Source organism: Sphingobium salicis subsp. salicis (assembly GCF_049472635.1).
GTDB classification, from domain to species: Bacteria; Pseudomonadota; Alphaproteobacteria; order Sphingomonadales; family Sphingomonadaceae; genus Sphingobium; species Sphingobium yanoikuyae_A.
Genome location: NZ_JAYRCS010000001.1, coordinates 2,432,245 through 2,450,908, shown reverse-complemented (window position 1 = coordinate 2,450,908; position 18,664 = coordinate 2,432,245). Strand labels below are relative to the sequence as shown.

Genomic DNA, 18,664 nt, shown 5'->3' with positions numbered 1-18,664 from the left:
GGTCAACGGGGCGATTGCAAAAATCTGCATTCTTTCTTGAACGCCCTGCCAGAGGCCCCATCGCGCGCTCGTTTGCGCGCGTAGAAACGATCGGCGCGACCTATTTCCGCAATCCTGACATCGCCGAAGGAACGCTTTTTCCGCTCCGCCATTTTTGTCTTGCAATCGCAACGATGCGGCGCACTATTGTTGCAATGCACAACCGGCCGAGGGCCGAGGGAGGAACGACAACTTGCCCTTCCATGAAATGTTTGAGCCTGATGGTTCGCTGCGCCCCTGTTACGACGAAGTGCAGAAATGGGTGGAGCGGACAGGCATAGCCGGGCTCAATCGTCGCATGGATGAGGCGGAAGCGATCTTCCGGCGCATCGGCATCACTTTCGCCGTCTATGGCGAGGGTGGCGACCCGGAACGACTGATCCCCTTCGACCTGCTGCCGCGCATCTTCACCGCGAACGAATGGCGCATCCTCGACAAGGGCATCCGCCAGCGCGCCCGCGCGCTCAACGCCTTCCTGCACGACGTCTATCATCGCGGCGAGATCGTGAAGGCGGGTATCATGCCGGCCGACATCATCTATCGCAACAGCGCCTATCTGGCCGAAATGGCCGACTTCACCCCGCCGGGGAAGGTCTACAGCCATATCGTCGGCATCGATATCGTGCGCACCGGACCGGGCAGTTTCGAGGTGCTGGAGGATAATTGCCGCACCCCCTCGGGCGTGTCCTACATGCTTGAAAATCGCGAGATCATGACGCGCATGTTCCCCGAGCTGTTCGCGCAGGGCATGGTCGCGCCGGTCGACGATTATCCCGCCGAACTGCTGAAAAGCCTGAAGGAAGTCGCGCCGCCCGCCTGCAAGGGCGATCCGGTGGTGGTGGTGCTGACGCCCGGTTCGCTCAACAGCGCCTATTATGAGCATAGCTTCCTTGCCGACCTGATGGGCGTGGAACTAGTCGAGCCGGCCGATCTGTTCGTCGATAATGACCGGGTCTGGATGAAGACGACGCTCGGCCCCAAGGCGGTCGATGTCATCTATCGCCGCATCGACGACGAATATATCGACCCGCTGGTCTTCCGCCCCGACAGCCTGCTCGGCGTCCCCGGCATCTTCAGCGTCTATCGCAATGGCGGCGTGACGCTGGCGTCGGCGCCCGGATCGGGCATCGCCGACGACAAGGCGGTCTATATCTATGTGCCGGAAATGATCCGCTTCTATCTGGGCGAAGAGCCGATCCTCGACAATATTCAGACCTGGCAATGCTCCAAGCCCGACGAAATGGCCTATGTGCTGGAGCATCTGCACGAACTGGTGGCCAAGGAAGTCCATGGATCGGGCGGCTATGGCATGCTGATCGGCCCCAAGGCGAGCAAGGCGGAGGTCGAGGCCTATGCCGAGCGGATCAAGGCCAATCCCGGCGAATTCATCGCCCAGCCGACGCTCGACCTGTCGACCGTGCCGACCCTGGGGCCGGCCAGTGTGGTCGGCCGTCATGCCGATTTCCGTCCTTATTGCCTGGTCGGCAAGCAGTTGCGGCTGGTCCCAGGTGGCCTCACCCGCGTGGCGCTGACCGAAGGGTCGCTGGTGGTCAATTCCAGCCAGGGCGGCGGGGTCAAGGATACCTGGGTGTTGCAGGACTGATGGGCGCGGCCACTTCTCTTCTTTCGATTGCCCCTGATGATGCCGGGCCGGGCGCAACGACGCCGGCCCTCACGGTGAAAAGAGCCAAGACATGCTGAGCCGGACCGGCGAAAATCTCTTCTGGATGGCGCGCTATATGGAGCGCGCCGAAGCCACCGCCCGGCTGCTGTCGATGGGGCAGCGTATGGCGATCCTGCCGGGTGCGCATCATCGCGACGAATGGCGATCGGTCGTGCGCGCGACCGGGGCCGGGCATCAGTTTCCCGATGGCGTGCCGGTGACGGAAAGCGATGTCGTGTCCTTCCTGATGCTGGACGCCGACAATCCCAGCTCGATCCGCTCCTGCCTGCTCAAGGCCCGCGCCAATGCCAAGTCGGCGCGCACCATGCTGACCCAGGACATGTGGGAGGCGCTGAACGACGGCTGGCGCAAGCTCGACAGCTATGACGTGGCCGAGGCCAAGGCGCAGCTGCCGGCCCTGATCGACTGGGTGAAGACTCGTGTCATGACCTTCCGCGGCGCCGCCCATTCGGGCCAGCTGCGCAATGAGGGCCATGATTTCCTGCGCTGCGGGTCGGCGCTGGAGCGGGCGCAGATGACGCTGCGGCTGCTCGATGTGAAATATTATGTGCTGCTGCCCGAGACCGAGGTGATCGGCGGCAATCGCGACCATTATCAATGGACGTCGGTGCTCTATGCCCTGTCTGGTGCGCGCGCCTATCATCATGTCTATGGCGGCACCTATACGCCCTGGCAGATCACCGACTTCCTGATGCTCAACCGGCTGTTTCCGCGCAGCGTCGCCTATTGTTGCGATCAGCTCGCCTATCGGCTCAACCGGCTGGCCGGCTGGCACAATGCGCGCGGCACCTGTCATGACACGGTGAAGCAGCTGGTGAGCGAGCTGGAGGAACTGGACGCCGGCGAGATTTTCCGTCGCGGCCTGCATGAAACGGTGCAGTACAGCCTGATGATGAGCAACCGGCTCGGCGTCGAAATCGCCGAAACCTATCATTTCGGCTGAAGGGGGAGGGGAAGCGCGCCATGAAATTGCTCGTCCGTCACCAGACCGTCTATGGCTATCCCGCCTCCGCCGGCCGCGTCGCCATGCGGCTGAAGCTGGTGCCGGTCGATACGCCGGGCCAGAAGGTCCATGACTGGCAGGTCAGCATCAATGGCGAGGCGCTGACCAATTTTCGTCCCAACAGCTATGGCGAGATGGAGGCGGTGTGGGTCCGCCATGATAGCCTGAACGAGGCGGTGATCGTTGCCGAGGGGCTGGTCGAGACGCGCGAGACCCATGGTATTGGCGGTCTGCCGCAATGCCGGGTCGATGCCCGCTATTTCCTGCGCGACACGGCGCTGACCAGGGCGTCCGATGCGATCCGCGCCATGGTTGCCGCCCTGCCGGAAGGAGACGGGTCGCTGGCGCAACTCCATGCCCTGTCTGCCGCGATCAGCGATGCCGTTCAGTATCGGCCGGGCGTGACCGGCGCCGACACGACCGCGGCGCAGGCCTTCGCGCTGGGTGCTGGCGTGTGCCAGGATCATGCCCAGATATTCCTTGCCGGTGCGCGCCTGCTGGGCGCCCCGGCCCGCTATGTCTCGGGCTATCTGCTCGCGTCCGAAGGCGATCTGCTGCACGAAACCCATGGCTGGGCCGAAGCGCTGGTGCCGGGGCTGGGCTGGGTCGGATTCGATCCGTCCAACCGCGTCTGCGTCACCGAACGCTATCTGCGCCTGGCCAGTGGCCTGGATGCCGACGAAGCTGCCCCGATACGGGGCTCCGTTACGGTCGCGGGCGATATCAGCATTGACGCCGATGTCCGGATCGCGCAGGCGGAAGACGGAGTCGAGGAACGGCAATTGCAACGCCAGCAACAGCAGAGCACGCCCACGCCCCGCTCCTAGGGTAGAGATAAGCAGGACTTCGGGGCGATGACCTATTGTGTGGCGGTACGCGTGGACCAGGGGCTGGTCATGCTGTCGGACACCCGGACCAATGCGGGCATGGACAATATTGCCCGCTTCCGGAAAAGCTTCACCTATCATGTCGAGGGTGAGCGGGCGATCACCTTGCTCTGTTCGGGCAATCTGTCGATCACCCAAGGGGTGAAGACGATGCTGTCGCGCGCGATCCGCGAGGCGGAGAGCGACCCGGAGGTCGAAACCATCCTCAATTGCGACACGATGCACCGTGCGGCGCAACTGGTTGGCGACGCGATGCGCACCATGCAGGGACGCTACCGCGAGAGCATCGCCATGGACGGATCGGCCGCCAGCGCCTCGATCATGATCGCGGGCCAGCGCAAGGGCGGCAAGCCGCGCCTCTATCTCATCTATTCGGCCGGCAATTTCATCGAAGCGACCGAGGACACGCCCTTCTTCCAGATTGGCGAGCATAAATATGGCAAGCCGATCCTCGACCGCATCATCCAGCGCGAGACGAGCCTGGAGGATGCGACCAAGGCGGTGCTGGTGTCGATGGATTCAACCCTGCGCTCCAACCTGTCGGTCGGCATGCCGCTCGACCTCACCGTGATCGAGACCGACACGTTCGACTTCCGCGTCCGCACCCGGATCGAGGCGGACAATGAGGAATTCGCCATGATCTCGCAGGGCTGGTCCGCCGCGCTGCGCAAGGGGTTCGAGGATCTGCCCAACGTCCTCGACTGAGGAGGAAGCGGGCCTTTAGCTCGCCACCTCCAGCAACATGGTCGCGACCGCTTCCGGCTCGGTGATCATCAGGTCATGGCCGGTATCGATCTCGAAATTGCGATGACCGTCCAGTTGGCGGGCGCGGGCCTCCTCCGGGCTGTTCTGCAACGCATGGGTGCAATTGATATTGGTGCGCGGCAGGCGAAACGCCGCATCGCCATTTTCCAGACGTAGCGGCTGACCGAAGCATTTCCACGGATGCGGCGTCAGCCGCGCCTCGGTCCAGGCGACGTCTGCCGGGTCAGTGATGCCGAAGAAGCCCGCCATGCCGGGGAAGGGCCACATCACCAGTTCGATCCCGTCGACGGTGCGGCCCATGGCACGGGTCGGCTCCATCTGCACCGGTGCCACTATTTCCAGCGATTCCCCGTCCCTGGGATGGGCGGCATCCAGATAGACCAATTCGCGGATGCGCTCGGCCGCGCGATCGGCGACGCCGGTGAGCACCATCCCGCCATAGCTGTGCCCGACCAGGATGACATCCTCCAGCCCCTCGAACGTCATCAGCGCCACCACATCCTGGATATGCGTGTCGAGATCGATGTCGGCGTTGAGCAGATGGGCGCGCTCGCCAAGGCCTGTCAGCGTCGGGCAATGGACCTCATGCCCCGCCGCGCGCAGCCGCCGGGCGACCTGCTGATAGCACCAGCCGCCATGTCCCCCGCCATGCACCAGCACGAATGTCGCCATGCTCCGTCTCTCCCATTATCTATCGATCCGTCATTTGTGATATATTGTGGATCATAAGGCAACGCGGCTTGTGCAACGCCTCGGCGATGCTGCGGCTCAAGCTTTGGCCATCCCAAGCAAATCTCCTGCCCAACTCCTGCTTGCGCGGGGGCTGGCAGGGCCTATCTCTGGCGGCCACACGAATCGCAGCTGGAATTATCGATGACCGCCACCCACTCCACCCGCATGCTCATTCTCGGTTCCGGCCCGGCCGGCCTGTCCGCCGCCATCTATGGCGCGCGCGCGGGGCTGGCGCCGATCGTGGTGCAGGGCATGCAGCCGGGCGGCCAGCTGACCATCACCACCGACGTCGAAAATTATCCGGGTTTCAAGGATGTGATCCAGGGCCCCTGGCTGATGGAGCAGATGCAGGCCCAGGCCGAACATGTCGGCGCGCAGATGATGTATGACCAGATCGTCGACGTCGACCTGTCCGAACGCCCCTTCAAGCTGAAGGGCGACAGCGGCACCCTCTATGTCGCCGACACGCTGGTCATCTGCACCGGCGCCCAGGCCAAGTGGCTGGGCGTCGAGGGCGAGGAGCATCTGCAGGGCAAGGGCGTCAGCGCCTGCGCCACTTGCGACGGCTTCTTCTATCGCGGCAAGAAGGTCGTGGTCATCGGCGGCGGCAACACCGCGGTCGAGGAGGCGCTCTACCTCACCAACCACAGCCATGACGTGACCCTGATCCATCGCCGCGATTCGCTGCGCGCGGAAAAGATCCTGCAGCAGCGCCTGCACGCCCATCCCAACATCAAGGTGCTGTGGAACAAGGCGGTCGACAAGTTCGTCGGCGGCGGCACGCCCGAAGGTCTGGTCGGCGTCGATCTGATCGACACCGTTACCGGCGAGAAGTCGCATGTGCCGACCGATGGCGGCTTCGTCGCGATCGGCCATCACCCCGCGACCGAATTGTTCGACGGCAAGCTGCCGCTCGACGAAGGCTATATCGTGGTGGAGAAGGGCACGACCCACACCGCCATTCCGGGCGTCTTCGCGGCTGGTGACGTGACCGACAAGATCTATCGCCAGGCGGTGACCGCAGCCGGCATGGGCTGCATGGCCGCCCTCGACGTCGAACGCTTCCTCGCCGAAGCCGACTTCGAGCAGCTGGTCGACGCGTAAGAGCCTGTTTGAAAAATCGCGAAAGGGCGATTTTTCAGTACGATTCCAGCCCGCTCCCCTGCCCAACCACCCGACAGGATGACACTGGGTCGGGCGGTTGGGCGGGGGAGCGGGCTGGAACCGGCTTCCTCAGACGGACTCTAAAAAAAGGGGCTGGGCCGGAAACGGCTCAGCCCGAACTTTTTTGGGACAGGGCGGTCTTTAGCCCAGCTTGGCGCGCAGGAACGCGACTAGCGTGCCGAAGGTCTCGAACGTGTCGCCGTCGATATCCTCATCCTCGATCAGGATGTCGAAGCGATCTTCCATCTCGGTGAGCAGGCCGGCAACGGCCATCGAGTCCAGCTCGGGCAGGGCGCCGAACAGCGGCGTGTCGGCCTCGAACGCATCGGCCCGTTCCTGCGATAGGCTCAGCACGTCGCGCAGCAGCGCCCGTACCAGGGTTTCGATATCGTCTGTCCGGTCGACCGGCTGAGTGGTTTGCGCCCGCATGATGGCGGCTATCTAATGGCTCGCCGCCTATCCGACAAGCGCGGAAATGCAGGTGCGCGCGGCGGGAATCCAGCTGGATGCGCGGCGCGGATTGAACAGGTCGATCTGATGGAGCGGAATGCGCTCGTCCATCCACTCGCGCTTATAGTCATTGTCACCGGTGCCATAATCGATCGTCGCGACCCGATCCTGGTCGATGGCATGGGCGAACATCGCATGGCTCAGCAAGGTGCCGGGCGATCCTTCGTCCTGGGCGCTGTCATGGGCCAGCTTGTGGATCAGCGCCGTGCCATGTTCCACCGTCCATAATTGGGTCGCCACGGCGCGGCCGTCCAGCCGGGCAAAGCCCAGCCGCAAGGTGCCGGCATCGCTTTCCCGCTGCGCCAGAACGCGCAGGAAGTTGAGGCCAGGCTCGGGTGCCTTCCAGCTATGCGCCTGCACATCGACATAATCCTGCCACAGCGCGTCGGTCAGCTTGTTGTGGATGCTGAGGTCATAACGGCCCTGCCGGGCCTTGCGCCGCACCTGGTTGCGCAGCCGGCCGGGGCGCTGCGCCCAATAGCTGGCGAAATCCCGGCCATCGACATGCAGCAGATATCGGCCGCCCATCGGCCGCTGCACCGCGAACCAGCCGGCGCGGCGAAAGGCGCCGATCAGTGGGCCGGGCAGGGCAAGCGGATAGAGGTTGATCTGTGCCTGTTCGCGCAGCAGGTGGCGGGCGATATTTTCCAGCAGCCGGGCCTGTTGCCGCGCGTCCGGCTCCCCGAGAAAAATGGGGCTCCAGGCGAAACTATACCAATTGGCAAGGGCAGTTAGGCGACGAGCCGAGGGCGCGAGAAGGAACAACCAGGCCTCGCAGGCGTCCTCTGTCTGTTGGAACACCCTGAGCGGGGTGTCGCCAAGGCAAAGGGGGTGCAATGTTTCAAACCAGTCCAGCCGGTCGAACAGGCTGTCGATATGGGCGCGGTCCATCCGGCCGCCGATCGCCGACCGCACTTCCGACAGCGTCCGATATTCCCTTGGGACCAGCAACCTATTATCTCCCGGCACCTTAGCTGCCCTTAGGACCTAATTCTGGACATGACGTTAAGCGACCCCCTGTTGGCTTCCAAGGCGCCAATCGACGATGCCGATGTGCAGCCGATAGACCATCTGCTGCTGCGTGGCGATCCGGAACGGCCGGCGCTCGCGGGGCGGTCGGGCGCGCAGGACTATGCCGAACTGGAACAGGCGCTTGGTCGTCTTGCCGGATGGCTGGCGGGCTTCGGCCTCGTGCCCGGCGCGCGGGTGGCGAGTTGGGTGGCCAAGGGGCCGGTCGCGGCGCTGATGCCGCTCGCCGCGCCGCGCGCGGGGCTCGTCCATGTCCCCATCAATCCGCTGCTCAAACATGCGCAGGTCGCCCATATCCTGGCCGACAGCGGCGCGGCGCTGCTGATCGGCACGGCCAGCCGCCTGTCGACGCTGGCACCCGGCGATGTCCCGGCTGGCTGCCATCTCCATCGTGAGGATGATGCGGCGGCGGGGATGAGCGGCGGGGCGGCACTGCCGCCGTCCGATGCCGCGCCCGATGCTCTGGCCGCCATCCTCTATACCAGCGGATCGACCGGCCGGCCCAAGGGGGTGATGCTCAGCCACGCCAATCTCTGGCTCGGCGCGGTGTCGGTGGCCCGTTATCTGGGGCTGGCACCGGAGGACCGGACGCTGTGTGTGCTGCCCTTCAGCTTCGACTATGGCCAGAACCAGCTGCTTTCCACCTGGTATGCGGGCGGCTGCGCCTATCCGCTCGACTATCTGACCCCGCGCGACGTGGTGAAGGCGGTCGATCGCTGGGACATCACCACCCTGGCCGGGGTGCCGCCGCTCTGGGTGCAACTCACCGAACTGGACTGGCCGGCGGAGATCGCGGCCAAGCTCCGTCGCCTGACCAATAGCGGCGGGGCACTGACCCGGCCGCTGGTCGCGCGGCTGCGTGCGCTGTTCCTGCAGGCCGATCTCTATCCCATGTATGGCCTGACCGAAGCCTTCCGCTCCACCTATCTGTTGCCGGCGCTGGTCGACAGTCACCCGGATTCGATGGGCTCGGCCATTCCCTTTGCCGAGATATTGGTGGTCCGCCCCGACGGCACGCTGGCCGAGGATGACGAGCCGGGTGAACTGGTCCATGCCGGCCCGCTGGTGGCGCAGGGCTATTGGCAGGATGCGGCGCGCACCGCCGAGCGCTTCAAACCGGCGCCGTCTGGCTCGCGCCATGGCGGCACCGCCGTATGGTCCGGCGACACCGTCCGCCGCGACGCGGATGGGCTGCTCTATTTCGTCGGCCGCGACGATGCGATGATCAAGTCGGCCGGCAATCGCATCAGCCCGACCGAGATCGAGGAGGCGGCGGTCGCCGTTCCCGGCGTGGCGGAAGCTGTTGCCCTCGGTGTCAGGGATGAGCGGCTGGGACAGGCGGTGTTGCTGCTGCTGCGCGCTGCCGACCCCGATATATCTGCGGCTGTTGCCGCCCATCTGAAGGCCGAACTGCCCAATTTCATGCAGCCGCGCGAGACGCTAGTGCTTGCACAGTTCCCGCGTAACCCCAATGGCAAGATCGATCGAGTCGCGCTGGCCAAGGAGTATGCGTCATGAAGCCCATGGGCCCCATTCCCGCCTGGTTCGCCGAGGAAGAAGGCATGCTGCTTATCGGCGGCTGCGGTGCGGCGAGTCTGGTCGACGAAGCGGGCGACACGCCGCTTTTCGTCTATGACATGGGCATCATCGAGGCGCAGGTCCGCCGCTTCCGCGAGGCGATCCCCAAACGGATCGATCTTCATTATGCGATCAAGGCCAATCCTTATGCCCCGCTGCTCTCGCGCATGGCGGGGCTGGTCGACGGGTTCGACATCGCATCGGGCGGGGAACTGGCGATGGCGCTGGAGGCCGGCATGGACCCGGCACGGATCAGTTTCGCAGGGCCGGGCAAGCGCAATGACGAACTGGAAGCCGCGATCCATGCCGGCATCACCATTAACCTGGAGTCCGAGGGGGAGGGCGCGCGCGCGCTGACCGTGGCGGAGCGCCTGGGGAAAGTGCCGCGTCTGGCCGTGCGGGTGAACCCGGATTTCGATCTCAAAGGGTCCGGCATGCGCATGGGCGGCGGCGCCAAGCCCTTCGGCGTCGATGCCGATCGCGCGGCCGCGCTGGCGCGTGCGATGATCGATGCCGGCGCGGACTGGCGCGGCTGGCACATCTTCGCCGGCAGCCAGGCGCTCGACCCGATGGCGATCATCGAGACCCAGGCGGCGACCATCGACCTTGCCGCGCGCCTGTCCGATGCCGTCGGCGCTGCGCCGCCGCTCGTCAATCTGGGCGGCGGTTTCGGCATTCCCTATTTCCCCGGTGACGAGCGGCTGGACATCCGCCCGATCGGCGTCGCGCTCGACACTGCGCTCAACGCGCTGCCCGACATCCTGACTGACAGTGCATTCGCGATCGAACTGGGCCGCTGGCTGGTGGGGGAGGCGGGCATCTATCTGACCCGTGTGGTCGATGTGAAGCAGAGCCAGGGTGAAACCTTTGTCGTCGTGGACGGCGGTCTGCACCATCAACTGGCCGCCAGCGGCAATTTCGGCACGGTCGTGCGGCGCAACTATCCGATCGCGGTGGCCAACCGTTTCGGGCGCGAGCCGACCACCCAACCGGTCAATGTCGTCGGCTGCCTTTGCACGCCGATCGACCGGCTGGGCGAAAAGGTGGCGCTGCCACCAGTCGACGTCGGCGATTTCATCGCGATCTTCCTTGCCGGTGCCTATGGCGCATCGGCAAGTCCCGCGGCCTTTCTTGGCCACCCAAGTCCTCGTGAACTATTACTTGGCTAATCCATGTCCGACAGCAGGCCTAACCCTATCTTTACCCTTTTCCGGCATGACGAGGATGAAGCCATGGGCCTGCACGCGATCATTTTTTCCGGTCGCGCGTCGGCTATGATGGTATGAAGGGGTGAATTTTATGCGTTTCCAGCGGATTTCCAGGCTCCTGATCGGTGCATCGCTGCCTGCGGTGGCCCTGTCGGGCTGCGCTTCGACCGGCTCCGCGCCGCAGCTTCCCCCCGCATCCTTCGTCGCGACCCAGGAAGGGCCGGGCGAGGAATATATCATCGGTCCGCTCGATAACCTGACCATCTTCGTCTGGCGCAACCCGGAACTGGGCGCCAAGGTGCAGGTGCGTCCCGATGGCCGCATCACCACGCCGCTGATCACCGACATGCCGGCCGTCGGCAAGACGCCCAAGATGCTGTCGGACGATATCAAGCTGGCGCTGACCCAATATATCGAAAATCCGCTGGTGTCGGTGATCGTCGACAATTTCTCCGGCACCTACAGCCAGCAGGTGCGGATCGTAGGCGCGACCGAAAAGCCGGCCTCCATCCCCTATCGCGCGAACATGACGCTGCTTGACGCCATGATCTCGGTCGGCGGCCTCAGCGAATATGCCTCCGGCAATCGCGCCCGGCTGGTCCGCTTCGACAAGGCCAGCGGCAAGCAGAAGGAATATCAGGTCCGCATCGGCGACCTGCTCAAGAAGGGCGACACCAAGGCCAATGTCATGCTGGCGCCCGGCGACGTCATCATCATTCCGGAAAGCATGTTCTGATCATGGCGGGTCTGTACGACGAGCTGCTGGTCCTCCTCCACGGCATATGGAGCCGGCGCTGGATCGCGCTGGCTGTGGCGTGGGGCGTGTGCATGCTGGGCTGGCTGGGCGTATCGCTCATCCCCAATGGCTATGAATCCAAGGCGCGGGTCTATGTGAACACCCAGTCGCTGCTGGAGGACAAGATCGGCATCACCCAGGTCCAATCCCAGCAGGATCTCGACCGGGTGCGCCAGACGCTGCTGAGCGCGGAAAATCTGGAAAAGGTCGTGCGCGGCACCGACCTTGCCCAGACCATTTCCGGGCCGCGCGACGTGGCGGGCAAGATCACCACCCTGCGTGAGCATATCACCGTGCTGGCCCAAGCGGACCCCAGCATGATCGACATCAGCGCGACCTCGGCCGACAGCGGCCTGTCGGATGGCGCCAATGCCCGCATCGCCCAGCAGGTGGTGCAGAAGCTGATCGACATCTTTCAGGAAGAAAATCTGACCGGCGGTCGCACCGAGACCCGTCAGAGCCTGGCCTTCCTCGACCAGCAGATCGCCGGTCGCGGCAAGCAGCTTGAAGCCGCCGACAAGCGGCGCGTGGAATTTGCCCAGCGCTATGCCGGCGTGCTGCCGGGCGCCGGCACGATCAGCCAGCGCATGGATGCCGCCCGTCTGGAGATCAACAATATCGATGCCCAGCTGGTGCAGGCGCAAAGCGCGCTCAGCGCGATGAACGGTCAGCTCGCCGGCACCCCGGCGACCCTGCCGGGCGTGGCGGTCGGTGGCGGTGCATCCCCGCTGGCCCAGGCCCAGGCCGAACTCGCCGGCATGCGCGCGCGCGGCTGGACTGCCAGCCATCCCGACGTGATCGCCGCCCAGCGGCAGGTCGACAATCTGCGTCGCCAGGGCGGCGCCAGTGGCGCGGCCGCTGCCGGCACGCCCAATCCCGCCTATCTGTCGATCAAGTCGATGCAGGCGGAACGGGCTGCAACCGTGCAGGCGCTGTCGACCCGCAAGGCGCAGCTTCAGGCCGATCTCAACACCATGACCGCGCATCAGATCGATGAGCCGGGCGTGGCGTCCGAACAGGAAAAGCTGGATCGCGACTATGCCGCGCTCCAGACCCAATATGACAAGCTGCTCGCCGACCGCGAGGAAATCCGCCTGCGTGGCGACGTGAAGACCGAAACCGGCGCGGTGCAGTTCAGCGTGCTTCAGCCCGCCAGCCTGCCGACGGCGCCGGCTGCGCCCAACCGGCCGCTGCTGCTGCTGGGTGTGCTGATCCTCGGCATCGGGGCAGGCATTGGCGTCGCTTTCGCGATCGGCCAGCTCAAGGGCACCTTCCCGACGGCCGCCCGTCTGGAACGGGCCGTGGGCATTCCGGTCGCCGGGTCGATCACCCAGGTCGCCAGCACGGCCCAGGTCGCTCTCGACAAGCAGCGGATGAAATGGTTTGCGGGCGCCAGCGGCGGCCTGGCTGCCCTATGTCTGTTGTTGATCGCCGTCGAATTCATCCAGCGCGGTACGGCGTGAAGGAGCCTGATCCCATGAACCAGCATAGCCCCATCAAGGGCCGCGGCTCGCTGATCGAACGCGCCACCGAGATTTTCGATTTTCAGGCGGCCCTGCGTGGACGCGCAGCACCGGCCGTCGACGTGCCGGCCGATGCGCCGCCGCCGCCGCCGATGTTCGATCCCGCGCCGCCGGCGCCGGCCCCGGTCATGTCCGACGAGGCGCCGATTTTCCGTGCCCAGGCCTGGACCAGCCCGGCCCAGCCGGTCGATCGCGACCGGCTGACCGAAGCCGGCTTCCTGGTGCCCGGCGCGCCGGTCACCGCGATGAGCGAGGAGTTCCGCCTGCTCAAGCGTGGGCTGCTGACCCATCTTCAGGACAATCCGCGCGGCAACCGCATCCTCCTCTGTTCGCCCCATAGCGGCGAGGGGAAGACCTTCTGCGCGATCAACCTGGCGCTCAGCCTCGCGGCCGAACAGGATCGCGAGATTTTGCTGGTTGATGCCGATTTCGGCAATCCGGGCATCCCCGAAACGCTCGGCCTGCAGGCCGGGCCGGGGCTGATGGACGCGCTCGCCGATCCGTTGGTCGCGATCGAGGATTGCGTGCTGCGCACCGACATTCCCTCGCTGTCGGTCCTGCCGGCGGGGCAGCGCAGCCATGCCGATACCGAATATCTCGCCTCGGCGCGCACCGAGATGCTGCTGCAACGGCTGACCGAGGGGCGGCCCGACCGCATCATCGTGTTCGATTCCCCGCCCTTGCTCGCGGCCTCGCCCGCCGCCGTGCTGGCCAGCCATGTCGCGGTCGCGCTGCTGGTCGTGCGCGCCGACAAGACGTCGGAAAGCGCGCTGCGGGAGGCGGCCGCGCTGCTGAAGGGCGGGGCGCAGGTCCAGTTGCTGCTCAACGCCGTTCGCTACACCGGCGGCGCCCGACGCTTCGGTTCCTATTATGGCAAGGGCGAGGCGGGATGATCGCGCGCGCCCTGATCGCCGGCACATCGCTGCTGGTGCTTGCCAGTGTCAGCGCCCCGGCGCTGGCGCAAGGCACGCCTGCGTCCACCAGGAAGGTCGACGTGACGCCTTATCTGGGCATCGACCAGGTGGTGATGGTGCCGCTCAAGGGCGACGGCGACGTCGTGACCTATACCAATCTCACCGCCGGCGTGACGGTGGAGGTCCAGACCCGCCGGCTCAACGCCGCAGCGGACGTCCAGTATATGCACAGTTTCGGCTGGGGCCACGCGACCGATTCCGACGTGCTGAGCGGTATCGCCAATGCCGGCTACAAGCTGACCCCCGAACTCACCCTGCAGGCCGGTGGCATCGCCTCGCGCGTGCGGACCGACGGCTATTCGGGCGCTGCGACGATCGACAACCGTTTTACCAGCCAGATCTGGGGCGGCTATATCGGGCCCAGTTACGCCACGAAGGTCGGCGATCTCGACATCAAGGCTTCCTATCGGCTGGGCTATGCCCGCGTCGATGATGATGTCGATGTGAATGTCCCCGGCGCCGCGATCGCCAATGGCTCCTTCGCACAAAGCTGGTCCCATGACCTGAATGGCTCCGTCGGCTTCGCGCCGGGCACGATATTGCCGGTCGGCCTGACCGCCAGTGCCGGTTATAGCCGCGAGGATGCCAGCCAGCTCGACCAGCGGTTCGAGGATGTCTGGGGTCGGGTCGATGCGATCATGCCGGTCTCGCCCACGGTCGCGCTGCTCGGCGGCATCGGCTATGAGGATATCGAGATCAGCCAGCGCGCGCCCTTGCTGGACGAGGATGGCGTGCCGATCATCCGCAACGGCCGCTATGTCACCGACAAGAGCTCGCCGCGCGAACTTTATTATGATTTCGGCGACCTGATCTGGGATGTCGGCGTGCTGTGGCGGCCCAATCGCCGCACGTCGCTCAAGGCGACGGTGGGCGAACGCTATGGCGGCATGTCCTATCAGGGCCAGTTCACTTGGCAGGGCCGCAACAGCAGCATCGGCATTGCCGTGTTCGACGGCATTGAGAGCTTCGGCCGGATGATCACGGCGGATGCCGCGGCCTTTACCGGCACCAACCTGATCGTGCCGCGCAATCCCTTCACCGGCGATCTCACCGGCTGCGCCTTCTCGCCGACCGGCGGGGGCGAATGCTTCAACGATGCGCTGGCCGGCATCACCGGCGCCAATTTCCGCTATCGCGGCGTCGCCGGCCAATATTCCACCCGGCGCGGCCCCTGGGGCTTTGGCCTGGGCGGCGGCTATTCCAACCGCAAGTTCATCACGCCGACGACCCAGAGCGTGCTGATCAGCGGCACCCGCGACCAGAATTGGTATGGCAATGGCACCGTCACCTACGCGTTCAACGACCGCGATTCGTTGGATACGGCGGTCTACATCAATTATTTCGATGCCAGCGGCGCGCGCGCGGACGTCTTGAACTATGGTGCCTTCACAAGCTATTTCAGGGGCTTGACCAGGAAACTTACGGCATCGGCTTCGCTCGGCGTCGATGCGGCGAAGGCGGATGATTTTGACACGCTGATCAACGCGATGGGCCAGGTCGGCCTGCGTTACAGCTTTTAAGGAAATTCGGGCTATAACGGCGTCTGTACGACGCCGGTCGGCCGGATGGAGACGACAGATGTACGATCAGTTCTATGGATTGCAGGGACGCCCGTTCCAACTGACGCCGGACCCGCATTTCTATTTCGAGAGCACGACGCATCGCAAGGCGCTGTCCTATCTGGGCTATGGCCTGGCGCAGGGCGAGGGCTTCATCGTCATCACCGGCGACATCGGCGCCGGCAAGACGACGCTGGTCGGCCATCTGATGAGCACGATCGACCCGGCGCGCCTGACCGCGACCAAGATCGTGTCGACCCAGGTCGAGGGCGACGACATGCTGCGCCTTGCCGCGCAGAGCTTCGGCTTGGCCACCGACGGCGTCGCCAAGGCGCAGATATTGCGCCAGATCGAATCCTATCTTCAGGGGCAGGCCCGTGCCGGCCGCCGCTCGCTGCTGATCGTGGACGAAGCGCAGAACCTGCCGGTTTCGGCAATCGAGGAACTGCGCATGCTGTCCAACTTCCAGTTGGGCGGCCAGTCGCTGCTGCAGATCTTCCTGCTCGGCCAGCCCGAATTTCGCGACCTCGTCCGCTCGCCGGAGCTGGAGCAGCTGCGCCAGCGCGTGATCGCGACCCATCATCTCGACCCGATGCTGCCGCAGGAGGTCGAACCCTATATCAGCCATCGCCTGACGCTGGTCGGCTGGACCGGCAATCCCTATTTCACCGACGATGCGCTCGACGCCATCTATGCCGCCACCGGCGGCGTGCCGCGCCGCATCAACGCGCTGGTCAGCCGCGTGCTGCTGCTGGGCGCGCTGGAGCAATTGACCGAGATTGATGGTCAGGCGGTCCAGGCAGTGATCGAGGATATGGGCGTGGACGAGGATGTCAGCGCCGAACCGATCGCGCCGTCCGTGCTGGATACCGCCGGCGAAACCGCGCCGGAACCGATCGCACCGGCCGAACCGGTCGCCGCTGCCGCCGCACCGCAGGCGGTCGCCTGGCAGGCGCCGGCGCAGCCCGATCTCGTGTCGCCCGCCGTGCATGAGGAGATCGAGGCGCTGCGTGCCGAGATCGCCGCCCTGCGCGCGATGCAGAACCATGCCTCCTATGCCGCGCCGACGGTCGATCCCGAAGCGCTCAAGGGCTGCTTCGCCTTGATCGAGGAGCGCCTGTCGGGTCTCGAATTTCGTGTCGAGGAACAGGATGCGGCGCTGCGCCGCGTGCTGACCCTGCTGGTCGACTGGGTCGAGCGCGACGAACGCGCCGCCGATCCGGAGCGCAACGCCGCCTGATCGCGTCCGCGCGGCAACACCGGGACAAGATCATGATGCACAATGCCCTGTCCGTCGATGTCGAGGACTGGTTCCAGGTCGGCGCCTTCGAGCGGACGATCGACCGTTCCGATTGGGAGGGGCTGACGCATCGCGTCGAACGCAACACCGATGCGGTGCTGGACCTGTTCGCGCAGGCCGGTGTCACCGCGACCTTCTTCACGCTGGGCTGGGTGGCCGAACGCTATCCCGCTTTGATGCGCCGCATCGCCGATGCCGGGCATGAAGTCGCCAGCCATGGCTATGACCATGCCCGCGTCTTCACCTTCACCCCCGAACAGTTTCGCGCCGACCTGCGCAAGTCCCGTGTGATCCTGGAGGATGCCAGCGGGCAGAAGGTGTCGGGCTATCGCGCGCCCAGCTTCTCGATCGATCCGCGCACGCCCTGGGCGCATCCGATCCTGGCGGAGGAAGGCTATGCCTATTCCAGCAGCGTCGCGCCGATCCGGCACGACCATTATGGCTGGCCCGATTCGCCCCGCTTCGCCTGGAAGCCGGTGGCGGGATCGGAGCTGCTCGAACTGCCGGTGACCACGGCGAAGCTTGGCCAGCGCACGCTGGCGGCCGGCGGCGGGGGCTTTTTCCGCCTGCTGCCCTATGGCTTTTCGCGCTGGGCGATCCGGCAGGTGAACGGGCAGGCGCAGCGGCCCGCCATCATCTATTTCCACCCCTGGGAAATCGACCCGGATCAGCCGCGCGTCGCCGGTGCGCCGCTGCGCTCGCGGGTGCGCCACTATACCAATCTGACCGTCATGGCCGCCAAGCTGCGCCGCCTGACCCAGGATTTCGCCTGGACCCGCGTCGACGCGCTGGTGGCGCAGGAAGCGGCGCGCGCCGCATGATCGCAGGCAATCGGGCCGATCTGGCGATCACCACGCTGGACCTCAATGATCCGGCGCAGGCGCAGGCGGCAGATGCCTATGTGCTGGCCCATGGCGCCAGCACGCCCTTCCATCGCCCGGCCTGGCTGATCGCAATCGAGCGGGCGACCGCGAACCGGGCGCTGATGCTCGCGGCGGTCGCGCCATCGGGCCAGATTTGCGGCCTGCTGCCGCTCCAGCATGTGCGTAGCCGCTTGTTCGGCCAGGCGCTGGTGTCCGCCGCCTTCGCCGTCGATGGTGGCATATTGGCCGATGATCCGGCCGTGATCGCCGCCCTGGCTGCTGCTGCCCAGAATGAGGCCCGGGCACGCGGCGATGCGCCGGTCGAACTGCGCGGCGGTGTCGCACCGGGCGAGGGGTGGCGCGTCTGCGAGGGCGAGCATGTCGCCTTCGTCCGCCCGCTTGCCGTCGATGACGAGGCCGAACTGCTCGCCATTCCGCGCAAGCACCGCGCCGAACTGCGCAAGGCGCTCGCCAATCCCGCGCTCAGCGTCGATCATGGCCGCTCCTCGGTGCATCTGCGCGACCATTATCGCATCTATGCCGAATGCGTTCGTAACCTCGGCACCCCGGTCTTCCCCGCGCGCCTCTTCCGCGAGGTAATCGCCGCCTTTGGCGCGGATGCCGACATCAGCATCGTGCGCGATGGCGAACGCCCGGTCTCGGCCGTGCTCACCCTCTATCATGGCGACCGGGTCATGCCCTTCTGGGGCGGCGGCGGCGCCGATGCGCGCCGGCTGCGCTCCAACGAACTCATGTATTACCGGCTGATGGGCCATGGCCGCGCCCGCGGCGCCCGCCGGTTCGACTTTGGCCGGTCCAAGGTCGGCAGCGGCCAGGCCGCGTGGAAAAAGAGCTTTGGCTTCGATCCGCAGCCGCTCGTCTATTATGACTGGTCGCCCACCGGCCAGTTGCGCGACGTCAGCCCGACCAGCGCAAAATATCAGCGGCGGATCGAACTGTGGAAGAAATTGCCGCTGCCGGTCGCCAATCTGCTGGGGCCGATGATCAGTCGGGGCCTTGGCTGATTACCATATATTCAGCCCTTTGGGC

At 65.5% G+C, this 18,664-nt stretch carries 17 protein-coding genes; 14 read left to right on the top strand and 3 right to left on the bottom strand.

What is annotated here, in order from left to right; genetic code table 11:
• Positions 1-232 precede the first annotated feature (232 nt).
• The 4 genes from VHN57_RS11885 (at position 233) to VHN57_RS11870 (ending at position 4,318) form a co-directional block, all read left to right on the top strand.
• Positions 233-1,642: a circularly permuted type 2 ATP-grasp protein gene (locus VHN57_RS11885; protein WP_004212139.1), complete on the top strand. Its 1,410-nt coding sequence runs from the start codon at positions 233-235 to the stop codon at positions 1,640-1,642.
• 91 nt (positions 1,643-1,733) lie between these two features.
• Positions 1,734-2,666, top strand: coding sequence for an alpha-E domain-containing protein (locus VHN57_RS11880; protein WP_423283954.1), 933 nt, complete (start codon positions 1,734-1,736; stop codon positions 2,664-2,666).
• A gap of 20 nt (positions 2,667-2,686) precedes the next feature.
• Complete coding sequence (locus VHN57_RS11875; RefSeq protein WP_278987620.1) at positions 2,687-3,553, top strand: transglutaminase family protein; 867 nt, start codon at positions 2,687-2,689, stop codon at positions 3,551-3,553.
• A 27-nt stretch (positions 3,554-3,580) separates the two neighbouring features.
• Entirely contained in the window at positions 3,581-4,318 is a 738-nt protein-coding gene (locus tag VHN57_RS11870) for a hypothetical protein (RefSeq protein ID WP_004212142.1), read from the top strand.
• A 15-nt stretch (positions 4,319-4,333) separates the two neighbouring features.
• On the opposite strand, the gene VHN57_RS11865 is transcribed toward VHN57_RS11870, so the two are convergent.
• Positions 4,334-5,050: an alpha/beta fold hydrolase gene (locus VHN57_RS11865; protein WP_278988521.1), complete on the bottom strand. Its 717-nt coding sequence runs from the start codon at positions 5,048-5,050 to the stop codon at positions 4,334-4,336.
• Between the two features lie 201 nt (positions 5,051-5,251).
• Here VHN57_RS11865 and trxB point away from each other — a divergent pair, with 201 nt between their 5' ends.
• On the top strand, positions 5,252-6,214 hold the full coding sequence (trxB, locus tag VHN57_RS11860; protein ID WP_026108917.1) for a thioredoxin-disulfide reductase: 963 nt from the start codon (positions 5,252-5,254) through the stop codon (positions 6,212-6,214).
• 201 nt (positions 6,215-6,415) lie between these two features.
• Here trxB and VHN57_RS11855 read toward each other — a convergent pair whose 3' ends face one another.
• Positions 6,416-6,703: an acyl carrier protein gene (locus VHN57_RS11855; RefSeq protein ID WP_125987143.1), complete on the bottom strand. Its 288-nt coding sequence runs from the start codon at positions 6,701-6,703 to the stop codon at positions 6,416-6,418.
• Between the two features lie 27 nt (positions 6,704-6,730).
• A complete protein-coding gene (locus VHN57_RS11850) occupies positions 6,731-7,735 on the bottom strand; it encodes a GNAT family N-acetyltransferase (protein WP_278987056.1) in 1,005 nt (334 codons plus the stop codon).
• 48 nt (positions 7,736-7,783) lie between these two features.
• Between VHN57_RS11850 and VHN57_RS11845 the strand changes: the two genes are divergently transcribed.
• From VHN57_RS11845 to VHN57_RS11805, 9 genes are all read left to right on the top strand, one after another.
• On the top strand, positions 7,784-9,331 hold the full coding sequence (locus VHN57_RS11845) for an acyl-CoA ligase (AMP-forming), exosortase A system-associated (protein WP_278987058.1): 1,548 nt from the start codon (positions 7,784-7,786) through the stop codon (positions 9,329-9,331).
• The gene (locus VHN57_RS11840; RefSeq protein WP_278987059.1) at positions 9,328-10,560 is read left to right on the top strand and encodes a pyridoxal-dependent decarboxylase, exosortase A system-associated; all 1,233 of its coding nucleotides are present in this window, start codon (positions 9,328-9,330) and stop codon (positions 10,558-10,560) included. Before VHN57_RS11845 ends, VHN57_RS11840 begins: the two co-directional genes overlap by 4 nt.
• Positions 10,561-10,690: 130 nt before the next feature.
• On the top strand, positions 10,691-11,335 hold the full coding sequence (locus VHN57_RS11835; RefSeq protein WP_097382816.1) for an XrtA/PEP-CTERM system exopolysaccharide export protein: 645 nt from the start codon (positions 10,691-10,693) through the stop codon (positions 11,333-11,335).
• Between the two features lie 2 nt (positions 11,336-11,337).
• Complete coding sequence (locus VHN57_RS11830) at positions 11,338-12,858, top strand: XrtA system polysaccharide chain length determinant (RefSeq protein ID WP_097382817.1); 1,521 nt, start codon at positions 11,338-11,340, stop codon at positions 12,856-12,858.
• A gap of 14 nt (positions 12,859-12,872) precedes the next feature.
• Complete coding sequence (locus VHN57_RS11825) at positions 12,873-13,811, top strand: AAA family ATPase (RefSeq protein ID WP_017499985.1); 939 nt, start codon at positions 12,873-12,875, stop codon at positions 13,809-13,811.
• Complete coding sequence (locus tag VHN57_RS11820) at positions 13,808-15,412, top strand: TonB-dependent receptor (RefSeq protein WP_017499986.1); 1,605 nt, start codon at positions 13,808-13,810, stop codon at positions 15,410-15,412. The genes VHN57_RS11825 and VHN57_RS11820 overlap by 4 nt, the downstream gene beginning before the upstream one ends.
• Before the next feature lie 58 nt (positions 15,413-15,470).
• Entirely contained in the window at positions 15,471-16,691 is a 1,221-nt protein-coding gene (locus VHN57_RS11815; protein WP_423283948.1) for an XrtA/PEP-CTERM system-associated ATPase, read from the top strand.
• 32 nt (positions 16,692-16,723) lie between these two features.
• Positions 16,724-17,572 (top strand): XrtA system polysaccharide deacetylase, encoded by an 849-nt coding sequence (locus VHN57_RS11810; RefSeq protein ID WP_278987308.1) that lies wholly within the window; start codon positions 16,724-16,726, stop codon positions 17,570-17,572.
• Positions 17,569-18,639, top strand: coding sequence for a FemAB family XrtA/PEP-CTERM system-associated protein (locus VHN57_RS11805; RefSeq protein ID WP_423283946.1), 1,071 nt, complete (start codon positions 17,569-17,571; stop codon positions 18,637-18,639). The genes VHN57_RS11810 and VHN57_RS11805 overlap by 4 nt, the downstream gene beginning before the upstream one ends.
• The last annotated feature ends 25 nt before the right edge of the window (positions 18,640-18,664 follow it).